Here is a 24367-nt window from a genome sequence, read left to right as displayed (position 1 = left end):
ATAGCAAAAAAGCTAATCGAATACTATTTCTGAATTTATATAACTCATAAAAAGCACGATGATTACGGGCTTTTTAATTTGTTTAATTACCAAATTCAATCAGAATAGCAGAATAATGAAGCCTGTTTATATCTTAGTAACATTCACTTTTTTATTTCCATGAATTTTCAGGTAAATCAATATTTCTTTGAGCTTGCTCCAGTGCCTCTTGTAATTGCCGGATATTTAACGGAACACAATAAGCAGGCTTAGCCCGCTCAAATCGCCAGCTATCAGACAGCAGGCCGGCATCAACAAAATCATAACCGACCTGATCCAATATTTTAAATACAGTTTGTTTAGCAGTTAAATCATTGCCTGCCACAGGAATGGCTCTTCTGTTTAATTTATCGTTTGGTCTGGCATCTTTAATAACATCTCTTGCCAGAATCGCATTAAAAACTTTAACCACTTTGGATTTCGAAAAATGCTGAGCAACCAATTCACTGGTTGTAATTTCACGCTTATCTAATTGCGGCCAGTGCCCGTCGCGATTGGGATAATAGTTCATGGTATCTAATATTATTTTATTACTCATTGATTCAGCAGGTAGTTGCAGATAATTATTAAATGGAATAGCAATCAGAATAATTTCTGCAAACTCAATAGCTTCCTCCTGGCTTCCAATTTCACAGCCTATGCTGCTGGCCACACTGAACAATGTATTTTTCCCTCTGGAATTACTCACCATCACTTGATAGCCAGCCTGCATAAATAGCTTTGCCCAGGCCTGACCGATAAATCCTGCTCCGATAATGCCAATCTTTTTCATCGTAATATTTCCTTTTCTAAATAGTGCGCTGTATTATCAGTACAAATTAAAAGGCAATAAATACAAATAAAATTGATTGATTAACAACTGAAAGTTGGCAATATGAATTTATTCCGATGTATGCAAGCATTTATTCTGACCGTAAAAACCGGTTCTTTTGCCGCAGCGTCCGTTTCATTAAATACATCACCGCAAATGATTGCTAAATACATAGCATTTTTAGAAAATTATTTAGGATTAAAACTGCTTAACCGAACCACACGATCACAAAATCTGACTGAATTCGGCAAACAATATTACCCGAAATGCTTATCTATTTTAGCGGAAATCCAGGCAACTAAAGTACTTGCACAACAATTCAGTGAAGAGCCAAAAGGCAATTTAAGAATTAGTGCTCCCGTAAGCTATGGTTATTACAATTTAATACCGGTAATCAGCGATTTTATGAAACGCTATCCCAAAGTGGAAGTTGATATTCAATTAAGTGATCGCTATGTAGATTTGGTTCAGGACAATTTTGATGTTGTGTTTCGTATTGGCCAGTTAGCTGATTCAGGTTTAATTGCGCGAAAATTAAAACCCTATCAACTCACTTTTGCTGCTTCTCCCTCTTATCTGGCTCAGCATGGTGTTCCGTCTGTACCAAAAGATTTAGAGAAGCACAATTGTCTTATTTATCAGTATATGAATCCAAATAAAAATGATTACCTTTGGCCATTTATGATAAATGGAAAAAAAGTTAACATTTCTATATCAGGTTCATTACAAAGCAATGAGACTCTGGTATTAGCAAAAGCCGCAATTGAAGGACTGGGTATTACTATGTTGCCCGAATCCATGCTTAGCGATGCCATCAGACAAAATAAGTTACTCCCCATATTACAAGATTTTTTACCACCGGAAAAAGAAGTACATCTGCTTTATACAGCCGACAGACAACGGCCGTCAAAACACAATATTTTTATTGAATTTGTGGTTAATGCTATGTCTTAGTTGCTGCTATCTGTGTTATATCAGCAATATCAAAATGAATATATCTAACTTCACAATTTACAAATTGGTTTTATCGATATTTTAATGATTGATTCATCTGGTATTGCTTTATTGATACTTGTATATCCTCTATATCAGTTAAACCAGAGTTTATATTTACTGCCCTACATTTAAGAAACTTCTTAAGCTAAGATGATTTTTTATAAATGAAACAAAAATAAATAATCATCCAAGAATTTTGCTAACCCGATTTAAATTACTTGATTAGTACTACTTTATGATTACGTATGGTTGTAGAAAAATCGTGTCCTTCTAAACCATGATCTGTAAAAAATAGAAAATCATTTCTTGTTTTATTAGGAAAAAAAATTTCTTGATATAATATCGCCTCTTTACTAAGATATTCAAAATAAGAGCATCTCCATAGTTCTTCTCCCTTTTTATTGTATAAAACGACGAAGTATTTATTACCGCCTAATATTTGCATAATTGAAATTGGTGAAGTGGGCAGATGTTTGTATATATTGGCATAGTACTCACCATCTTCACTTTTTACTGTTGAATTAAGATTAAAATTTCCGTAAAAACTGGATGACGAAAACAGACACAGCCAATAGAAAAAAGCAAATAAACCTATTATTTTTATCCATTTTATACTTTTTTTCATAATCCGTCGCTCCATACTTTTATTATAGACTGGTTTCACCGTTAATGCTGATTATGCTCTTACTGCATTCTTAATTTATTTGATTTGTTATATCAACTGTTTTCCATTCTTCATCATAATATTTAAATGAATTACTATTTTTAGTAGGTAGCACAAAATCAGTTATTAAATGATCGGATTCATAAGCATAATAAGGTGAATGCCAAATTTTCTTACCTTGTTTGTTATATAAAACATAAAAATATCGCTTCCCCTGTATCAATTTATAGACTGCCAGCGGGGTTGTTGGCAGATGCTGATACATATTTATGTAATACTCACGATCCTCACCGTTTATTGTATCGCACAGATTAAAATCACCATAAAAACTGGAGGACGAGAAAAACCACCACCACATCACCATAATTAACACTAATATAATTTTTATAAATACAGCATTTTTGCGTAGTATATTTTTAAAAAATATATGGATATTATGTTTCATTTTATTTCCTATGGTTTTGTTTAATTTTATATTGATATTAATATCATCATAACCATCACTTTTTCTAACAGCTAAATATTTTTCATTACTCCCGGAAGATTTAAACCCAGCATCAATATCTATTCAGGAAACAGCCAAACTGAATAAGCTCCAACTTACTACAAATATTTATCGTATAAAATAAATTTTTGTCATTTGTTATGATATGAAATATGCAAGCAAAAAAGGAGGCTTTTATTATTTAATATTTTATCTCGTTTGATTTTTGAGTTAAATTAACTTAATTCTATCCTGCATCCAAGAATTTTGCTAACCCGGTTTAAATTACTTGATTGGCACTACTTTATGATTACGTATGGTTGTAGAAAAATCGTGTCCGTCTACGCCATGATTTGTCGGGCAAATAAAAGTGTTATTTGTTTTATCAGGAAAAGACATCATAGTAGACAGTGCTTCTTCGCTAATATATTCAAAATAAGATACTCTCCATAGCTCTTCTCCCTTTTTATTGTATAAGACAATGAAATATTTATCACCGCCTAATATTTGCACAATTGAAATTGGTGAAGTGGGCAGATGTTTGTATATATTGGCATAGTACTCACCATCTTCACTTTTTACTGTTGAATCAAGATTAAAATTTCCGTAAAAACTGGATGGCGAAAACAGACATAGCCAATAGAAAAATGCAAAATAACCTATCATTTTTATCCATTTTATGCTTTTTTTCATAATCCGTCGCTCCATACTTTTATTATAGACTGGCTTCCATCTTTAATACTGTTTGTGTTCTATATTACTGTATACTTAATTTATTTTATTGTTATATTAACTGTTTTCCATTCTTTATCATAATATTTGAATGAATTACTTTTTTTAGTCGGTATCGAAAAACTATCTACATTATCGTATAGATAAGCATAATGGGGTGAACGCCAAATTTTTTTACCTTGTTTGTTATATAAAACATAAAAATATCGATCCCCCTGTATCAATTCATAGACCGCCAACGGGGTTGTTGGCAGATGCTCATATACATTTATGTAATACTCACGATCCTCACCGTTTATTGTCTCGCACAGATTAAAATCACCATAAAAACTGGAGGACGAGAAAAACCACCACCACAGCACCATAATTAGTACTAATATATTTTTTTTAAATACAGCATTTTTGCGTAGTATATTTTCAAAAAATATATGGATATTATGTTTCATTTTATTTCCTATGGTTTTATTTGATTTTATATTGATATTAATACCATCATAACCATCACTTTTTCTAAAAAGCTAAATATTTTTCATTACTCCCGGAAGATTTAAACCCGGCATCAATATCTATTCAGGAAACAGCCAAACTGAATAAGCTCCAACTCTGTGGAAATATTTATAAATAAACAATTTACATTCTCATTCAATTTCAGCATAGAATTAAAAATTTCTGATTAAATTTCCTGTAAAAGGTACAGAAAATCAAAACCACCCATAAAATTGAAAAAATCTTTCTAGATTATTCTTTAATGTTTAAATCAATACGCCTGTGGTTTTCTAGAGGAGGAAGCCAGAGAACATCTGAAAAAACCATAAAATCAACACCGGTATTTCTCACTTGCTGCCATCTCCTGAAATCACTATTATAAACTTGCGCAGCCCACTGCATATTCATATTAGCAATGCTTACCCAATCTTGACTTCCTTGATAGCCTACATATAGTAGCATCTGTTTTTTGTTAAGTACTCCATCTTTATGCCAGACACCTAAAAATTCATTACCGAGAAAATCATAGGTATCTTTTATATAAAAACCAATTTGTTTCGTAATAAAGACATTTTTTCCCCCAGATCTATCCTGATACCCCTGAACCGCAAGTTTTAAATTAGCCTTGCCTATTGCACCAAAATAATCATCAATGGTTTCTCCAAAACCCTTTAAATAATCGCCTATCGTAGTTGAATTTACTGAATTAAATGTATCAATTTCCCTAATATCTCTACGATTCGTGAGAATACCATTACTCTTAGCAAGCTGATTTATCAGTTCTTTTTTTCCTTTATAACTTGCCCAATTATTCAATAATATATTAAGCCCCTTCTGCACGGGTTTAAATTGCCTTGCCCATTGCATTTTTACAATAGAATCATTTACATGTTTTGATGGTATATTTATTGCCGGTCCTCTTACATAAAGATGTTTTTCCTTTTCAGTGAAAGCTTTAGCCGGTTTTCCGCTAAACCAGTGCCGCATCAGTTGTGGGGCAACTTTCCAGCCCATTTTATCCATAGCAGCAGGAATCTGGTCTATGGTGAAAATATCTGCATTCAGAGTAGTCTTGGGCGCTGATTTCATAGTGTGGGTTTTTAATTCTGCCATAATTAAATTCCTAACTTAGTTTGAACTAAATAGCTTACTTCTACCTGCTCAGGCTGCGAAGTTTGTACGGTATGCATATGTCCATCGCGGTTTGATTCTCCCGTTACAATACCCGAAGCTGTTTTGATAGCATAAGCCACACCATAAGTATTAACGTTTTCCGGGGTTTTAATATGAAAGCTGCGGGAATACGGCATACTGCTAACAGATTTAGTTAGTCTGTCTTCAATATAGCTGTCAGTTATGGAAGGAATTAAGCGTGCTTTACATGGACAAGTACTGATACTGCTGATTGAACCAGCTAATTTTTTTGATGGATTAAACATATTGCCGACTCCTCCGGTAATACGGTAGGTTCCGCTATGTCTTCCACAGGTAACCCAATCGCCCTCCCATGCGGCAGCGCTACCATGCCATAAGATCATACTGTCACCACTGATAATTTTACCGCCACAAGTCGTACGATCCCCAACTCTTAAAAAATATCCTTTAGCCAACTTTATTTCTCCAAGTAATTAAAAAATTTCATCAGACAAACGTAAATTTAACATTATATTTACTTATAAATAAATTTTACAACAATAATAAACAATTATTATTTTATATTAACTTAATTAAATTAAAATTTGTTATTTAGAACAAACAATAAAGAATAGGTCTTGTCTGATATTGAATAATATGTTTTTTTATCTGCCATCAGTAATATTTAATGCCATATACATAATTATATAAGTATATTTATATGATAAACTGAGCACTTACTCAGATATATTTCAATTTATAAGAACATACAGATAACTGATTATCTTGTTTGATTAAAAGTAAAATTAACTTAATATTATTGGTATATTCTGAAAATCAGGCATACAAAACCGCCCCGGCAAACCGGGGCGGTGTGTTAAGCTAAATCTGAATTATGCAGTTAATTCTGCACGCAGTTTTTTGGTTACATTAACCATAACTTCCAGTGCTGCTTTGGTTTCCGGCCATCCGCGTGTTTTCAGTCCGCAATCCGGATTCACCCACAACCGACGCTGATCAATGACTTTCAGTGCTTTACGCAACAGATGTTCGACTTCGGCTTCAGTAGGCACACGCGGGCTGTGGATATCATATACGCCGGGGCCAATATCATTCGGATAGCTGAATTTAACAAAAGCATCCAGTAATTCCATATCAGAACGGGAAGTTTCAATGGTAATTACATCAGCATCCATGCTGGCAATAGCCGGCAGAATATCATTAAATTCAGAATAGCACATATGTGTATGAATCTGAGTGCTGTCATCCGCATCAGTGGAAGTGAGGCGGAATGATTCACATGCCCAGGCCAGATATTCATCCCATTGCGCACGTTTCAGCGGCAAGGCTTCACGAATGGCCGGTTCATCAATCTGAATAACACGAATACCGGCTTTTTCCAGATCCAGTACTTCGTCGTTCAGTGCCAGCGCAATCTGTTTGCACACCAGACTTAATGGTACATCGTTGCGTACAAAACTCCACTTCATCATGGTTACCGGTCCGGTAAGCATGCCTTTCATCGGACGTTTGGTCAGAGATTGTGCATAAGAAGACCAGGTAACAGTCATGGCTTTCGGGCGTGCCACATCACCAAAAATAATCGGTGGTTTAACACAGCGGGAACCATAGCTCTGTACCCAGCCATACTGAGTAAAGCAGTAACCATCCAGCTGTTCACCAAAGTATTCAACCATATCATTGCGCTCAGCTTCACCATGTACCAGCACATCGATATCCAGCTGTTCCTGCTGCTCAACACAGTAGGCAATGTCTTTTTTCATGGCCGCTTCGTAATCGGCAGCGCTCAGTTCACCCTTTTTAAAGGCGGCGCGTGCCTGACGAATTTCCTGTGTTTGCGGAAACGAACCGATAGTGGTGGTTGGCAGCAAAGGCAGATTCATCCATTGCTGTTGTTTTTCAATCCGTTGTGCAAACGGGCTATGACGCTGGTCGGCATGTTCGCGCAGGCTGGCTACGCGCTGTGCAACTTTATCATTATGAATCAGTTTACTGGTTTTGCGTCCGGCAGCCGCAGCATCAGAAGCGGCAAGAGCTTCCTGTACGGAATCTTTACCGTGTGCCAGTGCCTGTTTGATGATACCCAGTTCCTGTAGTTTCTGGGCAGCAAAGGCAAGCCAGTTTTTGATTTCAGGGTTAAGTTTCTCCTCTACACTTAAATCCTGCGGACTGTGCAACAGTGAGCAACTCGGCGCAATCCATAAATTATTACCCAGCTGAGTAGCTACCGGCGCCAGCAGTTCTATCACTTCACGCAGATTGGCGCGCCATACGTTACGTCCGTCGATCAGACCAACCGACAATACTTTATTTTCCGGCCATGCATTGGCAAATTCAGCCAGTTGCTCAGGTGCCCGCACACAATCAATATGTACGCCGTTAACCGGCAGGTTTTTGAGCAGATTAATATGTTCGGCAACGCTGCCAAAATAGGTGCCGATAATAATACGGGTACCGGTAATCGCCAGCTCCTGATAAGTGGGAGCAAAGGTATCCAGCCACTCACGGGCAATATCTACGGCAAGAATCGGTTCGTCAATCTGTATCCAGTCAACACCGGCATTGGCCAGTTCACGTAACAGTTTCTGATATTCAGGCAGCAGACGCGGCAATAATTCCAGACGATTATGACCGGCATCTTTTTCTTTACCCAGCCACAACAGAGTAAGCGGACCCACCAGTGTAGGTTTAATATCATGTCCGGTGGCTTTGGCTTCTTCTATCTGGGCAATCAGACTGGCTGCATTGGCCTTGAAACTGGTGTTCTGATGCCATTCAGGTACGATATAGTGGTAGTTGGTATCAAACCATTTGGTCATTTCCATTGCTACCTGACTGGCATTACCGCGTGCCAGTTCAAAATACTGAGACAGGGTCAGTTTATCTGCGTCAAAACCAAAACGTGCCGGAATAGCGCCCAGTGCACACAGCGTATCCAGTACGTGGTCGTAATATGAAAAATCACCTACCGGCAGCAGATCGGCACCAGCGGCAATCTGGGTTGCCCAGTTTTTCTGGCGGATATCTGCCGCTGTCTGGCGCAGCTCGGCTTCGCTTTTTGCGCCTTTCCAGAATGCTTCAACGGCAAATTTTAATTCACGCTTGGCACCAACACGCGGATAACCAGACAGATGGAATGTATTCATATTTGTTTCTCCCTATTACGAATGATGGATTTCAATAACGACCAGTGTGCGTGAGTTATGACATTACGACAAGCGATAAATTTTGCAGTTCTGTATGAATTTTTTTAATACTATATTTCAGACTAATGTAATCCAAGAGTATGATATGGTATACAGGTGTCCGGTTTGTAAATAGATAACTGGCTATCAGTAAGGTAATTATTGTTCTATTCATATAAATGATATTTATAAGCAGTCTGGCTGTTTATGAATTTTTTAACTTGAATTTGTAGTTAAAAATACTCATCAAAGGCGGAATACATGGAGTCGATTATTGAACTGCGCCATCTGCGCACTTTGCTGGCTCTGGAAGAAACCGGCAGCGTATCGATGGCGGCAAAAAGGGTTTTTCTGACCCAGTCTGCTCTGTCACACCAGATTCGTGTTCTGGAACATTTCTATGGTACCCCCCTGTTTGAACGTAAATCCAACCCGATTCACTTTACTCCGGTAGGTATGCGGCTGTTACAGCTGGCACGAGAAATCACGCCGCTGGTCACAGTAGCAGAGCTGGATATAGCGCAGATAATTGAAGGTGAGGCAGGGGAGCTGAGGGTAGCGGTAGAGTGCCATACCTGCTTTGACTGGCTGATGCCGGCCATGGATGCTTTCCGGGCGCTGTGGCCTAAAGTAGAGCTGGATATTGTTTCCGGCTTTCAGGCCGATCCGGTTGGGTTATTGCTGACTCACCGTGCTGATCTGGCAATCGTATCCGAATATGCTCCGCAGCCGGGGATTATTTTTCAGCCATTGTTTGCCTATGAAATGGTCGGCATTTGCGCGAAGGATCACCCGCTGGCGGCTAAAAGTGTGTGGCAGGCTCAGGATTTTGAGAATGAAACACTGATCACCTATCCGGTACCGGATGATATGCTGGATTTACTGCGTAAGGTTTTAAAACCGGCCGGGGTACAGCCGGCACGGCGTAACAGTGAACTGACGATAGCCATTATTCAACTGGTTTCCAGCCGGCGCGGCATTGCTGCTTTGCCTTACTGGACGGTTATGCCGTATCTGGAAAAAGGCTATGTAGTAGCACGGCAGATTGGCGATATACCGCTGCAAAGTGAATTGTATGCCGCCATGCGCGAAACAGACAGTAATAAAAGCTATCTGGATAATTTCTGCCAGATTGTGCGCGAACGCAGCTTTGCCGACTTACCCGGACTCAGCCCGCTCAGCACGCCGGACTAGTCTGCAACCGGCAATCTGATTTATTAAAGGAGCAGGGCAGATATTCGGCAAAGCGCTGATATTTTGCTCTGCTCTTGTTTGGTATCGTCAGCCAGAATTTTACGCAACATCCATTGTCCTGCTTAAGCTCAGTTTGTGCAGATGTCAGATAAATCTTCTTGTGCTGCATAAATACCATAAAATAATCCATAAGCATATTTTTCAAAGCGATTTTTCAGGCTTAATCAGCTACAATAAGCACTATGGAAATTTTATCTTCTGCCGGTCTGCTGACCGGTCTTAATAGTGAACAATTAGCCGCCGTTACCTGGCCTGCGCAACCGGCACTGGTACTGGCGGGTGCAGGAAGTGGTAAAACCAGAGTACTGACCACACGTATTGCCTGGTTATTGCAGACTGGTCAGGCCAGTGTACACAGCATTCTGGCCGTTACCTTTACCAATAAGGCGGCTAAAGAAATGCAATTGCGCCTGAGCACGCTGTTACCGGTTTCGGTACGGGCGATGTGGCTGGGGACATTTCACGGGCTGTGCCATCGGTTTTTACGACTGCACCATCAGGAAGCAGCACTGCCCAAGACATTTCAGATTCTGGATATGGGTGATCAGCTTTCCGTAGTCAAGCGCTTGCTCAAACAACTGAATATTGCTGAAGAAATTATCTCACCGCGCAGTCTGCAAGGATTCATTAATGCACAAAAAGAAAACGGATTGCGTGCTTCGCGTTTATCGGCCCGCGACCCGCATGAACGGCAAATGATTGAATGTTATGCCGCCTATGACAGTTTGTGCCGGAATGAAGGGGTAGTGGATTTCGCGGAATTAATGTTACGCAGTTATGAAATTCTGCAGAGTAATGAAATATTGCGCAATCATTACCAGAACCGTTTTAATCATGTGCTGATTGATGAATTTCAGGATACAAATAAATTACAGTATGCATGGCTAAAATTACTGGCCGGAGAGCATGCAGCGGTTTTCGCCGTGGGAGACGACGACCAGAGTATTTATCGCTTTCGCGGTGCCGAAGTAGCCAATATGACCCGCTTTCTGAATGAATTTCATGTTGGCGAACCCATCCGGCTGGAACAAAATTACCGTTCGGTAGGCAATATTCTGACAGCAGCCAATGCGGTGATTGCACACAACGCCAGCCGTCTGGGTAAAAATCTGCGCACTCAGACCGGCGATGGCGAAAAAATCCGTGTGCTTCAGGCAATTAATGATCTTGAAGAAGCGCAGTTTGTGGTTGATGAAGTGAAAGCTTTACACCGCGAAGGGCTGAATTATATGCAGATGGCTGTACTGTATCGCAGTAATGCCCAGTCGCGGGTTCTGGAACAGGCTCTGTTCCGCGCCGGTATACCTTACAAAATTTATGGCGGCCTGCGCTTTTATGAGCGTCAGGAAATCAAACATGCACTGGCTTACCTGCGTCTGGCGGTTAATCCCAATGATGATAATGCATTATTACGGGTAATCAATGTGCCGGCACGCGGCATCGGCGCGCGGAGTGTTGAAAACATTCAGGCGGCAGCCAATGAAGCCCATACTTCGTTATGGCAGGCGGCCATCAGCTTGTCAGCGAAAAACAGTAAAATTGCTGCTTTTATCCGCCTGATTGAAAATTTACAGCAACAGGCTGCGCAAGTTTCTCTGCAGGAACTGATGGCTGCTGCCATCTATGATAGCGGTCTGATGGAACACTACCGTACCCAGAAAGGTGAACAGCAGGAACGCATCAACAACCTGGAAGAATTACTGAATGCGGCAGTGGCATTTAAACCGCAGGAATCCGGTTATGATATGGAACCTGAGTATGATGAAAACGATCCTTTATTTCCGGTACTGTCTTTTTTAAGTACTGCCTCACTGGAAGCAGGAGAGCATCAGGCCGGTCAGGGTGAAGACGCCTTGCAGTTAATGACTGTACATGCAGCCAAGGGGCTGGAATTTGACGGTGTATTTCTGACAGGGCTGGAAGAAGGTTTATTCCCCAGTGAATACAGCATGGCCGAACGCGACGGGCTGGAAGAAGAGCGGCGCCTGATGTATGTAGCAATTACCAGAGCACGTAAGCGCCTGTATTTAACAATGGCAGAACAACGCCTGTTACACGGACAAACGCATTTTGCCCTGCCATCACGCTTTGTGGATGAAATACCGGAAGAGGTATTGCAATATCTGTCTGCACACAGAAACTCTCTGATAGCCCGGCAACAGTCCACGCAGCGAACCAATCCGTTTCATAGCCGCAGCAAACTGGCAGAAATACAGGAGAGCACAGATTTTGACGGCTTTCAGCTAGGACAGAATGTTTATCATGAACGTTTTGGCACAGGTGTCATCATAGATGCTACCCGGAAAGCTGAAGGGGCACGCCTGACCATCAATTTCGGTAAACAGGGGATTAAAGAGCTGGATACCGTATTTGCCAAAAGCAAGCTAAGTATTATTTCTTAAACAATTGCTCAGGTAACGGCTGGTAAGCAAAAGCCTGAGAGGAGACAGTCATGCAACAATACGACAGTAACAATATCTTTGCCCGAATTATCCGTGGTGAAATTCCTTGCCATAAAGTTTATGAGGATGAGCAGACACTGGCTTTTATGGATGTGATGCCACAGGCACGCGGCCATGTACTGGTGATTCCTAAATGTGAAGCAATAGAGTTAACTGACATGCCGCAAGATTACCTTGCTGCCGTATTCAGTGCAGCCAAAAAGATTATTAATGCGCAACGTAAAGTGTTACATCGTAATGGCGTTGTGCAATTACAGTTGTCCGGCGAACAGGCCGGTCAGTCTGTATTTCATTATCACATTCATCTGATTCCCGGACATATCCATGAACTGGGTAAACATGAAAGTGTGGCTGCTGATCAGGCAGAACTGGCGCAACTGGCTGCACAATTACGTGCAGAACTGGCCTGACCATTTTTTGATTCAATAATTATCCACAGAATTATCCACAGATAATCAGTAAAATAAATAGTATTTATTATGCTATAACCCTTGTTTTATAAGGAATTAAGCATAAAGACTGATTTTTATCCAGTTAAATACTACAAATTTGTCCACAATCATTCAGTTGTTGTACCAAATCTCCCTGTCGCTCCTGCACCTTTCGGTAAACGGAGCGATAATTTATTTCCTGGTCAATACAGATTAAATTGTTCAGTCAGTTTCAGCTTAAACGCCTTTGTGATTACAGACTAGCCATATCCTGCATATTTAGCGGAACTTAATTCACTAAAACGCCTGCTTACGCTTTTCATCAACAGGAAATGCGACAAATCATTTTTTTCTGCCGGTTTCAGCAGAAGCAAGCCTTAACCGGCCTGTATCTTTTCTTCTGATAACAAAAGCCCGCAGAAAAATTATGCTCTGCGGGCTTTTACACAGTATAACCAGTATTAATTATTCATACATCCGGAATAAACACTTCTGAACTGTGGTACTTTCGTATTTTATTCAAATAAATCACGCAGTTTGTCCATGAATGATTTTTGCCGCGGCGTCTGAGCCCTGTCCATACCGGTAGAGATTTTTTCAAACTCTTCCAGTAATTCACGCTGACGATCGGTCAGATTTACCGGTGTCTCTACCACGATATGACAATATAAATCACCCACAGCAGCCGAACGTACAGATTTAATTCCTTTACCACGTACCCGCATGCGACGACCGGTTTGTGTTTCTTTCGGAATATTCAGTTTAACTTTACCATCCAGCGTAGGCACCTCAACCTCCCCGCCAAGCGCTGCTATCGTAAAACTGATAGGCAATTCACAGTGCAAATCCATGCCGTCACGCTCAAAGACCGGATGCGGGCGCACGTTCACCATCACATATAAATCACCGGCAGGCGCACCATGCTTACCGGGTTCACCTTCACCGCTCAGGCGGATACGCTGACCGTCATCAATACCGGCCGGAATAGAAACCTCAACAGTCTTGCGGGTTTTTACCAGTCCGTCGCCATGACATTTAACACACGGATCCTTAATCTGTTTACCACTGCCGTGACAAGTCGGGCAGGTCTGCTGTAACTGAAAAATGGCCTGCCGTACCTGAACGACACCACTGCCTCCACACATGCTGCAGGTAGTAGCTGAAGTCCCGACTTTAGCACCACTGCCGTGACAGACATCACATTCTTCATGAGTAGGAATAGTGATTTTTTTCTTAATACCGCGCGCAGCCTCTTCCAGACTGATTTCAATATTATATTGTAAATCAGCGCCCTGATTATTCTGCTGCGACCGTCCGCCGGCTCCGCCGCCAAACATCTGGCTGAAAATATCACCAAAATCAAAACCGCCGGAAAAGCCGCCGGCTCCGGCTCCCATATTGCCGTCTACACCGGCATGTCCAAACTGGTCATAAGCAGCACGTTTTTGAGAATCAGACAATACTTCATAAGCACGCTGTACTTCTTTAAATTTTTCTTCGGCGTTTTTATCGCCCTGATTACGGTCAGGATGGTATTTCATGGCCAGCTTACGATAAGCTTTTTTGATTTCCTCATCCCCTGCAGTACGGCTTATACCCAGTACTTCATAAAAATCTACTTCAGTCATAATTTTATTCCAAAGGTTTGCAGGCAACCTGCTCTTAAACAGCAGGATGCCTGAACAGCAAAACCGGATAGATAATAGAAATGCAACCCATATATGGGCTGCATGTATAAAAACAAGGTTTTAAGTAAAAGTTATTTCTGACCGAAGCACAATATACGGCCTGAAAACAATCAGACAGACAAAGAATCAACGGTCACACCCGTATATTTATACTATCAGCAAAGTAGCCAATCTAATCGTGCACCATCCATCATGTAATCTTCAAAGCATTTTAAATAATTCAGCCCGATATTTGGCTGGCATTATCTGCCGGCAGCAAAACATTAATATAGTTTAGTCCGACACTTACCTGTATCGGATCGATTCCGGTTATCGATACCTTCATCCGGCATTTTGGCATGGCATCAACCGGTACACCGTTAACACGGCTTACCAGTGGCAGGCCTTCAATACGCACTAAATCATCACGTATTAACTGAGCGGTCAGCTCCTGCAACTGTTCCTGCTGAATATATATCAGACTCCAGTATGCTTCCATATGGCGCTGAAAATCATTGTAGGCTGCATAAGCCGATTCAAAATCACGCAATACCGCAAACAGCATGGCATCCTGCGGTTCAAAACGTGGCTCTGCGTCCGGATCCAGTAAACTGATCAGCTGCTTCTGGTTAATATAATCAGTAGCACGGCGCAGTGGTGAAGTAAACCAGGCATAATGTTTCAGCCCCAGACCAATATGCGGTTCAGACTGAGTACTCATCCGTACTCTGCCGGTAGGCTGTACACGGAATAATCCCGCCATTTCAGCCTCGTCCAGCATCTGCGCCCAGGTGCTGTTGGCAAAAATCATCAGCTCACTGACCAGCGTATCAATTGGTGCTCCGCGTTCACGCACACTGATATGTACAGTATTATCTGTCCCAAGCTTAATTCCATAATCGTACTGCGGTAAACGTTCCGGATCATATTTACCCCGCGCCTGCATTCTGGCCACAGCAAAATCATATAACCAGTTCATTTCATGCTGATGTGCAAAAGCTTCAGTATCACCGCGTGGCTGCAAAGGCTGAAATGCCTGCTCAATATTTTCAATACGTAAATTACAGTCTATATACACCGATTCAATTCGTGATTCATAACGTATCACCTCAAACTGCGGATTGATTTCTGCATACAGACTGACTGCCGGTCGTGCTGCTCCTTCATCCAGACTGAAAGCAGCTATCCAGTTATCCGGCAGCATGGTAATTTTACTGCCGGGATAATACACAGTACTTAAACGTTCAAATATCAGCTTTTCCAGCAAAGACTCAGCATCTATTGCCAGAGCCGGGGCAGCTATATGAATTCCGACCAGTTTGTTGCCATTGGGCAGGTCACGCACACTGAATGCATCATCTACCTCACTGGTTTCAATGTCATCAATGGAAAATGCGCGTACTGCGGTATCGGCATCTGGCAGATTGTGCATAACCGGTACAGGATAGTTACCGCAATCCGCACCTTTGGGAAACTGGGTAAGTAAAAAACCATCCAGAAAATATTCAGGCAGAGGCGGTACTGCACCAACACTCCGGAGCAGGGCAAACAGTGAGGTTTTTTTCTGATCAGCAGCTTTGACCACTGCTTTGTATTTCAGACTTTGTTTATCAGGTGCATGCAAAATCATTTTGGCTTCAGCAGCAATCTCATCCGGCAGGCGACCGGCCAGTAATTCCTGTATCCAGCCATTGATTTGCTCTTCCTGCTGTTTGCGCCGTTCAATGGCTGCCAGCGCCTGCTGTAATGTTTCTGCCGGCGCAGCTTTGAATACACCTTTATTTTTTTTGTAAAAATACATAGGCGCTGCATACAGAGCCATCAGTGTGGCTGCCAGCTCAATATTCCCGCTGCTATCGCCAAAATATTCACTGGCTGCACTGGCTGCGGTAAATTCATTTTCATTGCCTACCGCTTCCCAGAGCAGACTGATATCAATACCGGCAGCTGCTTCAGCAGCCTGTTGTAAAAATTGCGCAGCATCACCATCAAACACCAGAAAAACGTGGCTGGCCTTGATTTTTGCCCGCTTACCATGTTGTGTATTAACCAGAAAAGTAGCATCATTTTCCTGAACTATTTCCGCTACTTTAAACTGACCTGACTCCTCATAAAAAATTTGTTTACCCATAACGCCTACTTAAAACAAAGAAACTACTCAAGTAATCTGTAAAACAGATTCAGAAACCACTATTTATTCGATTATAAACGACAGTACTCAATCTTCGCTTCTATGCCTGCTCTGCTACTCTGTTCCAGACAACCGTATCTGTATAAATAGTTCACCATTATTCCTCCTCAGGCTTCCCTGTTTTGCATATATCCGATTGTCAAATCATACAAATTAAATAATTCCATGTTTTAATTTTCCATTAAAACAATTACTTAAAGTTAGCACAATATAATTATGCTTTAAACAACATTATGCTTTAAAACCAGATAAATAAACAGCAAAAAAATACCTGCTGACAAATAAAATCCATAATAATGAACTAATTTTAAAAAACTCCAAAAGCATAATATGCTGGAAATATTTCGATATATATAAAGTTATACACCGTACAACCGGCAACAATAGTAAGTATTACCGAAAATTAAAACATATGCTAAAAAAATAATACAAAAAATCAAAATTTATTTGATTTTTTTACATAAAACTGTTTTCCGCCTGCTATTTCAAACATCAGCATAAGATAACAATTTATATAATTAATATATAAATATATTAATTTTTACAAATAACTTTTTATTCTTACGGTTAAAAAACAATTTTTATATTTAGAGAGGCAGATATTGATTTAAATTTGCCCTTATCTGAATAAAATATCTGTACTATTATTCATTACATGAATAAATTCTGTTGCATATAAAAATATTATTACTGATTATATAAGCACATTACTTTTAATAACACAAACTGAAATATACTTCATCCGGTTATCAGCTAATTCTGACTAATTGTATGATACAGATATCCGCAGCAATAGCCATAGTGCGAGTGTTACAATAGCCATAAATTCATGTAAAGATCTATAATATGAAGAAAATAACCCCCAAAAGCTATGAAGAAGCTATCCAGCAACTGGAAAAAATAACTGAATCCATGCAAAACAATGATCTTCCCCTGGAAGAATCACTGGCTGCATATGAATATGGTCAGGAACTGGTGCAATACTGCCAGCAGAAGCTGGCGGAGGTAGAACAAAAACTACAGGTACTGGATAATGGTGAATTAAAGGAGCTGAAGCTTGAAACAGGGGAGTAATTTTGCCGACTGGCAAAAACAGGTACAGACACATACAGAAGAGACATTAACCCGATTACTCCCCCCGGCCGGACAACTTCCCGCACCACTGATTGAAGCTATGCGCTATGCGGCGCTGGATGGCGGTAAACGGTTGCGGCCAATGCTGGTTCTGGCGGCGGCGGAGCTGGGTAATGCGGTTACAGAAGCCGCAGATCATGCTCTGGCTGCAATCGAATGCATACATATCTATTCGCTTGTGCACGACGATATGCCGGAGATGGATAACGACAGTCTGCGTCACGGAAAACCGGCCTGTCACATACAATATACACCGGCAACAGCCTTACTGGTTGGTGATGCCCTGCAAAGTATGGCATTCAGCCTGCTGAGCCGTCCAACCGGTCTGGACGCTGCGCGTCAGCTGCAAATGATACAGACTCTGGCACAGGCTGCCGGCTGTCATGGCATGGCCGGCGGACAGGCTATCGATTTAGCCTGCGTAGGGGTAGGTCTGAATCAGGCCGAACTGGAACACATGCACCAGTTGAAAACCGGTGCGCTGATCAGAGCAGCAGTTACACTGGGCGGACTTTGCTGTCAGGATATCAGCCAGCAGGCATTAACCGCACTCGACCATTATGCCGCTCATCTGGGTCTGGCTTTTCAGGTTATTGATGATGTACTGGATTACGAGCAGGATAGCAGCACACTGGGTAAAACCGCCGGAAAAGATGCCCGGACTAATAAACCTACCTACGTTAGTCTGATGGGGCTGACTACAGCACGCCAGTATGCAGAAAATCTGGTACAACAGGCTATTGATGCTTTAAGCGATTTTGACCAGCGTGCATCTCATCTTCGCGCACTGGCGCAATTTGTCGTTGCCCGCAATCATTAAAAATGTGCTAAGCAACAGCAAACTACAAATATATAAACATTGTCTGCGCAGTAATTCAGTTAATGACAGATATAACTTATTTACAGATCAGCTTATTCATAAAATAACTAACGCAGCCGCTTACCGGAAGCCCAGTCAATAATCTGGCTGGGCTGCTTTCTTCCGCCAGTGCGCCCGCCCAGAATCATCACCTGTTTTCCAAACTGGCGTCTGACTTCACGCTCTGTACAACAAGCTTTTTTTCCTGCCCGGTTACAAGAAGTAGATACCAGCGCTGTACCTGCTGCTCTGCATAAAAACCGGGCAGTTGCCAGGTCCGGAACCCGTACGGCCAGAGTTTGCCGACCACGCCCGCGTAACACAGGTGAAACCTGTTTGCGTACCGGTAACAGTAAAGTTCTGGGTGCCGGCCACTGCCGGCTGACAGCCGCTATATCAGTTGTGGACAAAGGTGCGAGCAAAGGCTGTAATTGAGTGAAATCAGCAGCAATAACAATCAGCCCTTTATGTTGCGGTCGCTTTTTCAATGCAATGACTTTACGCACCGCCGGCACACAATCAGGCAGACAGCCTAGCCCATAACTGCCTTCTGTAGGATAAGCAATCAAACCGCCACGATGCAGATGGCTGCGCAGACGATATAAAAACCGGCCGGACGGACGGGCAGGATGGCGCATAAATATTCTGAGAAACTGGACTAAACTATTATAATAGCAGGGCAGAATAAACCAGACTACACCCGTACCGGTCACAGCCACCCAACCACCAGAGACAATCATGATTACTGATGAACAACTATTGCGTTACAGCCGTCATATATTACTGGATAAGCTGGATATTGCCGGACAGGAAGCAATTCTTGCTGCCCGTGCTCTGGTAATCGGTGCCGGCGGCCTGGCACATCCGGCTCTGACTTATCTGGCTTCCAGCGGAATAGGGCATATTACCGTTGTGGATAACGACACTATCGAAATCAGTAATCTGCAACGCCAGTTCTGGTTTAATGATCAAGATATCGGTCAGGCAAAAGCCGCGATATTGTGCCGGCAGCTACATACACAATATCCGCAAACCGGATTAAAGCCCATTGTAGCCAGAGCTGATGCCAGCATGTTAGAGCAACTGGTTCAGCATACCGATATCATTCTGGATTGTACCGACAATTTTGCCAGCCGCCGGCTGATTAATCAGGCCTGTTTTAATGCACGCAAACCACTGGTTTCAGCCTCTGCACTGGTATTTGCCGGTCAGCTGGCAGTATATGATTTTCGTGATGGTCGCGGCCCCTGCTATCAGTGCCTGTTTGAAGGAGAAATGAATGATGAAGGAGCCAGTTGTGCCAAAAACGGAGTTTTTGCGCCTTTACTCGGTATTATGGGCGCGGCACAGGCCAGTGAAGCATTGCAGATAATTGCCGGTATTCACCCTGACGGCTGCTGGCTACACTGTTTTGACGCCTGTTCTTTTCAATGGCAGCGCCTGCAGCTGGCTGCCAATCTGGATTGTCCGGTATGCGGGCAGGCAGTTTTATCCACAGAAATTTGTGGATAAAACTGTGGATATTTTTATTCCTGAAAATCAGATAACTTGCGATCTTTACCGGCATTCCAGCCAGACACAGTAATAACGACCGCGGCAATAAACATCAGACACAATGCCGGAAACCAGGAATGCATCATGTCATGCAGAGCGCCCATCAGGACAGGGCCCACAGCCGCAAACAGATAGCCACAGGTTTGTGCCATTCCGGATAGCAGCACTCCTTCAGTAACACTGCTGCTGCGCAAACTGAAAAACATCATGCTCAGACAGAAAGCCCCGCTGATGCCCAGCCCCAGCAACAGCACTGCCGGAAAATAACAGCTGCGCCATGGCGACATCAGCAATAATACCGACAAAATTAAAGCTACGCCGCACATCGACCCTATCCAGTGCTGCTGCTTTAATCTGGCTGCATAAATCGGTATCAGCAAATTGGTTGGTATCATCACCAGCTGCATCAGCCCAAGCCAGCCACCGGCTTCCGTTGCTGATACACCGGCTTTGGCTACAATCTGCGGCAGCCAGCTAACGGTAGAATAAAACAGAAACGACTGAAATCCCATAAACAGCGTTACCTGCCAGGCCAGCGGATTACGCCACAGGTGTATCTTTACCTGACGTGCACGTACAGCCGCCTTGGGCACAGCATTGGCCGCTTTAAAAGGCAGCCACCAGATAACCATGGCCATCAGCGCCGGTAGTACCCAGATTACCAGAGCACCGCGCCAGCCCCACAGATTACTGTGAGCAAGCGGAGCACTTAAAGCAGAACCGGCCGCACCGCCCATATTCATCACCAGTGCATATAATGCGGTAACCAGTCCCATTTTAAACGGAAAATACTGCTTTACCATACTGGGAATCAGTACATTGCCAACAGCAATGGCACAGCTGAGCAAAGCCGTACCAGTCAGCAGCAGAAACAGCCCGGAACCACAGCGCAGCACCAGCCCCAGCGTTAATATCCACAAAGCAAAAAAGACCATCTGCTCCGAGCCCAGACGTGCTGCAAGCCTGGGGATAAAAATCGAAAACAGACCAAATGTCAGCAATGGTACCGTAGTCAGCATGCCGGCCAGCGTACTGCTTATCTGCAGCTGCGTCTGAATATTCTGTAACAGGGGACCCACACCAGTCAGCGGGCCGCGTAAAACAAATGCCAAAGCCAGAATAGCAACAAAAAGACTAAGCCGGTGCTGTGTTTTCGATACAGTCGAATCCGTTTTCATTACTTCACCAAATTACTCGTTTACCTTTAAGGCAAAAAAACTATTAATTTACCGGCCATTGCTGCAATAATGCACGGCCGCATTCCAGACCGGCTGCATAACTGTAGCGTAAACGGCCGGCATCCCGGCACAGACGTCCGGCCATTTTGCCATCATCCGGAGGATTAATTTCAATAATATACCGGCAGTTCTCAGGCTGCCGCATCCATGTCAGGATAGTATTATAATGCTTTACTCGCTGCCGTAATGCCTGAGCAAACCCGCTGACCGGCAGACGCCTTGCCAGCAGACTGTCACCCAGACTACCTTTCTTCACATAATTGTGCGCTCTGGTACGAATTACTATCACACAACCGATGTCCGGCTGAGACAGAGTCCACTGTACCGGCAAGGCATCAGCTACTCCGCCGTCAAAATAAAATCCTCCGCCAATTGCTACCGGTTTACGAATCATAAACGGAATTGAACTCGAAGCACGCAGTACTTCCAGAAAAGAATCGGGCTGAGCCACAGCATACTCCGGCTCACCGCTAACAGCATTACTTAAAACAACTCTGAAATCACGCTGTCGTGCAAACATACGCTCACAATCCAGCGGATTTTCCTGTTGTACAACCTGCCACAACCAGTCAATATCCATCAGGTCGCCGCCACGGATAAAGCGTGACCAGCTGATAAATTCCGGCCGGCAGGACTGATCAAGCAGTATAGCCAGATTACGCCCTTCCTGTCCGGCCAGATAACTGGCAATAGTACTGGCTCCGGAAGATACTCCGACCAGTAAACTAAACGGGTTAAAATCTGCCTGTAAGAAAGCATCAGTAACACCGCTGCTGAATGCAGCACGCATTCCACCGCCTTCTACAACCAGTGCAGTTTGCTTTCCGGCTGTCTGCTGATTAGCATGCATGTTAGCATTCCTATGTTTATGTAATAATATTTTAATGTTATTAAATATATAATACTGACTATAGTAAATCAATAAAGCCAGCCGGCGCACAGTATCTAAATATTAATATCTTCTACGGCTTCTGTATGTGTAAATCAGCCTGCCAATATCCGGTACACACACTAGAATTTTATGATTTTTTCAATCTGAACCATACCAATTATAACTAAATACTTTCAGATTAATCCTGTGCTTGGGAACCACTTTATCCATAAAATCGATGCCAATTGATTCATCCGTAAACCGGGAAGATACAGTATATCCGCCATCTTTTATCTCTTAACATTTTTCCAAACCATAAAAAAACTTCCGGATTCAGATAAATCCGGAAGTTAGTCAGACTACTGAGTAAAAACAGTTTAATTTCGACCCCACTTAAAGCCGACACCGGCATTAAAGCCAACTTCTTTGCCTGTAGTGGAAACACCTGCACCCCAGCCAATATTACCGCTGTTACTCATGGCTTTATAATTAGCTCCTACCGCAGTATAGCCACGATAAGTACCTACACCCACACCGACAGCCTGTTCACCGGCATTCAGAGAAGGCAGATAAGCGCCGGACAGAGCCATGGCCAGTGCCGTACCGGAATAGGCGCGGCGTTCAGTCCGCTGAACACGATCATTTACCTGATTTACATACTTATTGATGTTGGTAATCTGATTATTCACACCCTTAAGCTGAGCCACATTGACTGCATCAGTATCAGCCGTACCCGCGGCAACCCCGGTTATCTGACGGTATACACCTTTCGATGCATCTCCTACAGATACCGCTCCTTCTGTACTCTTCGTTGCCCGGATTGCTGCTGCCTGCTGCTGCGTTGCCGTTACCGGTATATAGCCCTCTTTACCGGCTGCTGTATTTGCCACCGATCCGGATCCAAGTGCTACGCCTCCGTTCTGAGTTACTTTCGCCTGACTGCCCAGAGCAACACCATTGGCTGACGATGCGCTGGCAGAATCACCGATGGCAACTGCTGAGGTGCCGCTGGCCATTGATGCACCGCCTATTGCCACTGAATCAACTCCCTGAGCGATTGAGGCTGCTTTTGCTGAGTTACTCTTTGCATATTTAGTGCCGTAATCCTGAATATTCCGCAGAGCGTCAGCCACATTATCAGCAGTTACTATATTGCCTGTCGGCGTAGTAGTTTCATATTTAGGCGGTGTAATCTGACCTGTACTTGGATCATATCCGCTTGGCTTACCCAAACCGGCAGTTATACTAGAAAGCTGACTTTCTGTTCTTTTACTGATTGCAGTTGACAGACTCGACAGTGCATCACTAGAAATAGTGCCAGTGCCTGCGGGCAGACCGTCTACTGCTGTTGACAGGCTTGACAAACCAGTTGACAAGGTATTGATACTTTGTTGTACATCCCACAACTGACCAGCATTCACTGCATCAAGAGAACCGGCTGCTATACTAGCGCTTTTAACACCGGTAATTCTCTGTCCTTCAATACTTCCGCGAGCAGCATCATAAACTTTACTACTATTATTCCATTGTAACGCATTCGCATTCAGATCAGAGATACTGGTAAGCATATTAGAAATACTGGTACTCATACTGCCCAAGTTTGTGCCACCCAAAGATGTTGACAAAGAACTCAGACCGGTAGACAGCGAAGTTTTTACTTCGTATAACTGGCCGCCATTTACCGCATCATGCGAACCTGGAGTAAGATCACCATTTGCCAGATTCACAATTTTGCGATAAGGAGTAGAACCATCACGAGTCATACCGTTGTTGGTTTGGCCTGCATCAAATCCGTCTTTATCACTATTCCATGTGATCGTATGCTCTTCTAGATAATCCACTCGTCCCTTTATGGATTTAGAAGTGCTTGCCAAGGTTTCTACACTCTTTGAAAGACCTTGATATCCGGTGGACAGAGAACTACTTATACTGGAGATCTGAGGAGAAACATTTTCGAAAACAGTTGAGGAAACAGTTGTTAACAGACTGCTCAGACCGGTTGAAGCTGAGGTGGACAGAGCAAAGAACTGACCTCCGTTAATTGCATCAGTTGAATGTGCTGATACATCACCGGCTGCTACATGGGTAATTCTTTGTGCACTTCCGCTTCCATGACTGGCATCATATGCACTAATACCGCCATTCCATTGCAGG

At 42.8% G+C, this 24367-nt stretch carries 21 protein-coding genes; 7 read left to right on the top strand and 14 right to left on the bottom strand.

Annotated elements, in window-relative coordinates:
- Positions 1–151: 151 nt before the first annotated feature.
- Entirely contained in the window at positions 152–811 is a 660-nt protein-coding gene (locus tag H3U82_RS07730) for an NADPH-dependent F420 reductase (RefSeq protein ID WP_198210046.1), read from the bottom strand.
- Between the two features lie 120 nt (positions 812–931).
- Here H3U82_RS07730 and H3U82_RS07725 point away from each other — a divergent pair, with 120 nt between their 5' ends.
- On the top strand, positions 932–1804 hold the full coding sequence (locus tag H3U82_RS07725; RefSeq protein ID WP_172396999.1) for a LysR family transcriptional regulator: 873 nt from the start codon (positions 932–934) through the stop codon (positions 1802–1804).
- Positions 1805–2060: 256 nt separating this feature from the next.
- Here the strand turns inward: H3U82_RS07725 and H3U82_RS07720 are convergent, their stop codons facing one another.
- From H3U82_RS07720 to metE, 7 genes are all read right to left on the bottom strand, one after another.
- Positions 2061–2471, bottom strand: coding sequence for a DUF6201 family protein (locus tag H3U82_RS07720; protein ID WP_198186471.1), 411 nt, complete (start codon positions 2469–2471; stop codon positions 2061–2063).
- Between the two features lie 70 nt (positions 2472–2541).
- Positions 2542–2955 carry a DUF6201 family protein gene (locus H3U82_RS07715; RefSeq protein ID WP_198210044.1) on the bottom strand — a complete coding sequence of 138 codons (414 nt, stop codon included), beginning with the start codon at positions 2953–2955 and terminating at the stop codon, positions 2542–2544.
- A 324-nt stretch (positions 2956–3279) separates the two neighbouring features.
- Entirely contained in the window at positions 3280–3687 is a 408-nt protein-coding gene (locus H3U82_RS07710) for a DUF6201 family protein (protein WP_198210042.1), read from the bottom strand.
- Positions 3688–3767: 80 nt separating this feature from the next.
- Complete coding sequence (locus tag H3U82_RS07705) at positions 3768–4172, bottom strand: DUF6201 family protein (RefSeq protein ID WP_078475245.1); 405 nt, start codon at positions 4170–4172, stop codon at positions 3768–3770.
- A gap of 292 nt (positions 4173–4464) precedes the next feature.
- Complete coding sequence (locus tag H3U82_RS07700) at positions 4465–5325, bottom strand: DUF6402 family protein (RefSeq protein ID WP_198210040.1); 861 nt, start codon at positions 5323–5325, stop codon at positions 4465–4467.
- A 2-nt stretch (positions 5326–5327) separates the two neighbouring features.
- Positions 5328–5822, bottom strand: coding sequence for a PAAR domain-containing protein (locus H3U82_RS07695; RefSeq protein ID WP_198210038.1), 495 nt, complete (start codon positions 5820–5822; stop codon positions 5328–5330).
- 417 nt (positions 5823–6239) lie between these two features.
- The gene (gene metE / locus H3U82_RS07690; RefSeq protein ID WP_198210035.1) at positions 6240–8513 is read right to left on the bottom strand and encodes a 5-methyltetrahydropteroyltriglutamate--homocysteine S-methyltransferase; all 2274 of its coding nucleotides are present in this window, start codon (positions 8511–8513) and stop codon (positions 6240–6242) included.
- A 300-nt stretch (positions 8514–8813) separates the two neighbouring features.
- On the opposite strand from metE, the gene H3U82_RS07685 reads away from it, so the two are divergent.
- From H3U82_RS07685 to H3U82_RS07675, 3 genes are all read left to right on the top strand, one after another.
- Positions 8814–9746, top strand: coding sequence for a LysR family transcriptional regulator (locus H3U82_RS07685; protein WP_198210033.1), 933 nt, complete (start codon positions 8814–8816; stop codon positions 9744–9746).
- Positions 9747–9988: 242 nt separating this feature from the next.
- The gene (locus H3U82_RS07680; RefSeq protein ID WP_198210031.1) at positions 9989–12208 is read left to right on the top strand and encodes a UvrD-helicase domain-containing protein; all 2220 of its coding nucleotides are present in this window, start codon (positions 9989–9991) and stop codon (positions 12206–12208) included.
- A gap of 50 nt (positions 12209–12258) precedes the next feature.
- Entirely contained in the window at positions 12259–12678 is a 420-nt protein-coding gene (locus H3U82_RS07675) for an HIT family protein (RefSeq protein ID WP_025331807.1), read from the top strand.
- A gap of 536 nt (positions 12679–13214) precedes the next feature.
- On the opposite strand, the gene dnaJ is transcribed toward H3U82_RS07675, so the two are convergent.
- Both dnaJ and H3U82_RS07665 read right to left on the bottom strand, forming a co-directional pair.
- Positions 13215–14327, bottom strand: a complete 1113-nt coding sequence (gene dnaJ / locus H3U82_RS07670) for a molecular chaperone DnaJ (protein ID WP_037392221.1) — start codon at positions 14325–14327, stop codon at positions 13215–13217.
- A 280-nt stretch (positions 14328–14607) separates the two neighbouring features.
- Entirely contained in the window at positions 14608–16497 is a 1890-nt protein-coding gene (locus tag H3U82_RS07665) for a ribonuclease catalytic domain-containing protein (protein WP_198210029.1), read from the bottom strand.
- 906 nt (positions 16498–17403) lie between these two features.
- Here H3U82_RS07665 and H3U82_RS07660 point away from each other — a divergent pair.
- Both H3U82_RS07660 and H3U82_RS07655 read left to right on the top strand, forming a co-directional pair.
- Positions 17404–17631, top strand: coding sequence for an exodeoxyribonuclease VII small subunit (locus H3U82_RS07660; RefSeq protein WP_025331809.1), 228 nt, complete (start codon positions 17404–17406; stop codon positions 17629–17631).
- Positions 17615–18511: a polyprenyl synthetase family protein gene (locus H3U82_RS07655; protein ID WP_232336145.1), complete on the top strand. Its 897-nt coding sequence runs from the start codon at positions 17615–17617 to the stop codon at positions 18509–18511. Before H3U82_RS07660 ends, H3U82_RS07655 begins: the two co-directional genes overlap by 17 nt.
- A 107-nt stretch (positions 18512–18618) precedes the next feature.
- Here H3U82_RS07655 and H3U82_RS07650 read toward each other — a convergent pair whose 3' ends face one another.
- Positions 18619–19188 carry an L-threonylcarbamoyladenylate synthase gene (locus tag H3U82_RS07650; RefSeq protein WP_084554445.1) on the bottom strand — a complete coding sequence of 190 codons (570 nt, stop codon included), beginning with the start codon at positions 19186–19188 and terminating at the stop codon, positions 18619–18621.
- Positions 19189–19288: 100 nt separating this feature from the next.
- Between H3U82_RS07650 and H3U82_RS07645 the strand changes: the two genes are divergently transcribed.
- The gene (locus H3U82_RS07645) at positions 19289–20062 is read left to right on the top strand and encodes a HesA/MoeB/ThiF family protein (RefSeq protein ID WP_232336144.1); all 774 of its coding nucleotides are present in this window, start codon (positions 19289–19291) and stop codon (positions 20060–20062) included.
- A gap of 14 nt (positions 20063–20076) precedes the next feature.
- On the opposite strand, the gene H3U82_RS07640 is transcribed toward H3U82_RS07645, so the two are convergent.
- From H3U82_RS07640 to H3U82_RS07630, 3 genes are all read right to left on the bottom strand, one after another.
- Complete coding sequence (locus tag H3U82_RS07640; protein ID WP_198210027.1) at positions 20077–21282, bottom strand: MFS transporter; 1206 nt, start codon at positions 21280–21282, stop codon at positions 20077–20079.
- A 43-nt stretch (positions 21283–21325) separates the two neighbouring features.
- Positions 21326–22192: a patatin family protein gene (locus tag H3U82_RS07635; protein WP_198210025.1), complete on the bottom strand. Its 867-nt coding sequence runs from the start codon at positions 22190–22192 to the stop codon at positions 21326–21328.
- Between the two features lie 398 nt (positions 22193–22590).
- Positions 22591–24367: YadA family autotransporter adhesin (locus H3U82_RS07630; protein ID WP_198210023.1), on the bottom strand; the 1777-nt coding region annotated here is incomplete at its 5' end.

The organism is Snodgrassella sp. W8132, assembly GCF_016100865.1.
In the GTDB taxonomy this organism is placed as follows: domain Bacteria; phylum Pseudomonadota; class Gammaproteobacteria; order Burkholderiales; family Neisseriaceae; genus Snodgrassella; species Snodgrassella alvi.
This window is presented reverse-complemented; position numbering and strand designations above follow the sequence as displayed.

Bases quoted from the DNA above. Each gene is read 5' to 3' on its own strand.
- H3U82_RS07685 (WP_198210033.1), top strand. From the start codon at position 8,814: ATGGAGTCGATTATTGAACTGCGCCATCTGCGCACTTTGCTGGCTCTG.
- H3U82_RS07715 (WP_198210044.1), bottom strand. From the start codon at position 2,955: ATGAAACATAATATCCATATATTTTTTAAAAATATACTACGCAAAAAT.
- H3U82_RS07700 (WP_198210040.1), bottom strand. From the start codon at position 5,325: ATGGCAGAATTAAAAACCCACACTATGAAATCAGCGCCCAAGACTACT.
- H3U82_RS07705 (WP_078475245.1), bottom strand. From the start codon at position 4,172: ATGAAACATAATATCCATATATTTTTTGAAAATATACTACGCAAAAAT.
- H3U82_RS07650 (WP_084554445.1), bottom strand. From the start codon at position 19,188: ATGCGCCATCCTGCCCGTCCGTCCGGCCGGTTTTTATATCGTCTGCGC.
- H3U82_RS07730 (WP_198210046.1), bottom strand. From the start codon at position 811: ATGAAAAAGATTGGCATTATCGGAGCAGGATTTATCGGTCAGGCCTGG.
- H3U82_RS07710 (WP_198210042.1), bottom strand. From the start codon at position 3,687: ATGAAAAAAAGCATAAAATGGATAAAAATGATAGGTTATTTTGCATTT.
- H3U82_RS07635 (WP_198210025.1), bottom strand. From the start codon at position 22,192: ATGCATGCTAATCAGCAGACAGCCGGAAAGCAAACTGCACTGGTTGTA.
- H3U82_RS07720 (WP_198186471.1), bottom strand. From the start codon at position 2,471: ATGAAAAAAAGTATAAAATGGATAAAAATAATAGGTTTATTTGCTTTT.
- H3U82_RS07675 (WP_025331807.1), top strand. From the start codon at position 12,259: ATGCAACAATACGACAGTAACAATATCTTTGCCCGAATTATCCGTGGT.
- H3U82_RS07645 (WP_232336144.1), top strand. From the start codon at position 19,289: ATGATTACTGATGAACAACTATTGCGTTACAGCCGTCATATATTACTG.
- dnaJ (WP_037392221.1), bottom strand. From the start codon at position 14,327: ATGACTGAAGTAGATTTTTATGAAGTACTGGGTATAAGCCGTACTGCA.
- H3U82_RS07660 (WP_025331809.1), top strand. From the start codon at position 17,404: ATGAAGAAAATAACCCCCAAAAGCTATGAAGAAGCTATCCAGCAACTG.
- H3U82_RS07680 (WP_198210031.1), top strand. From the start codon at position 9,989: ATGGAAATTTTATCTTCTGCCGGTCTGCTGACCGGTCTTAATAGTGAA.
- H3U82_RS07725 (WP_172396999.1), top strand. From the start codon at position 932: ATGCAAGCATTTATTCTGACCGTAAAAACCGGTTCTTTTGCCGCAGCG.
- H3U82_RS07665 (WP_198210029.1), bottom strand. From the start codon at position 16,497: ATGGGTAAACAAATTTTTTATGAGGAGTCAGGTCAGTTTAAAGTAGCG.
- metE (WP_198210035.1), bottom strand. From the start codon at position 8,513: ATGAATACATTCCATCTGTCTGGTTATCCGCGTGTTGGTGCCAAGCGT.
- H3U82_RS07640 (WP_198210027.1), bottom strand. From the start codon at position 21,282: ATGAAAACGGATTCGACTGTATCGAAAACACAGCACCGGCTTAGTCTT.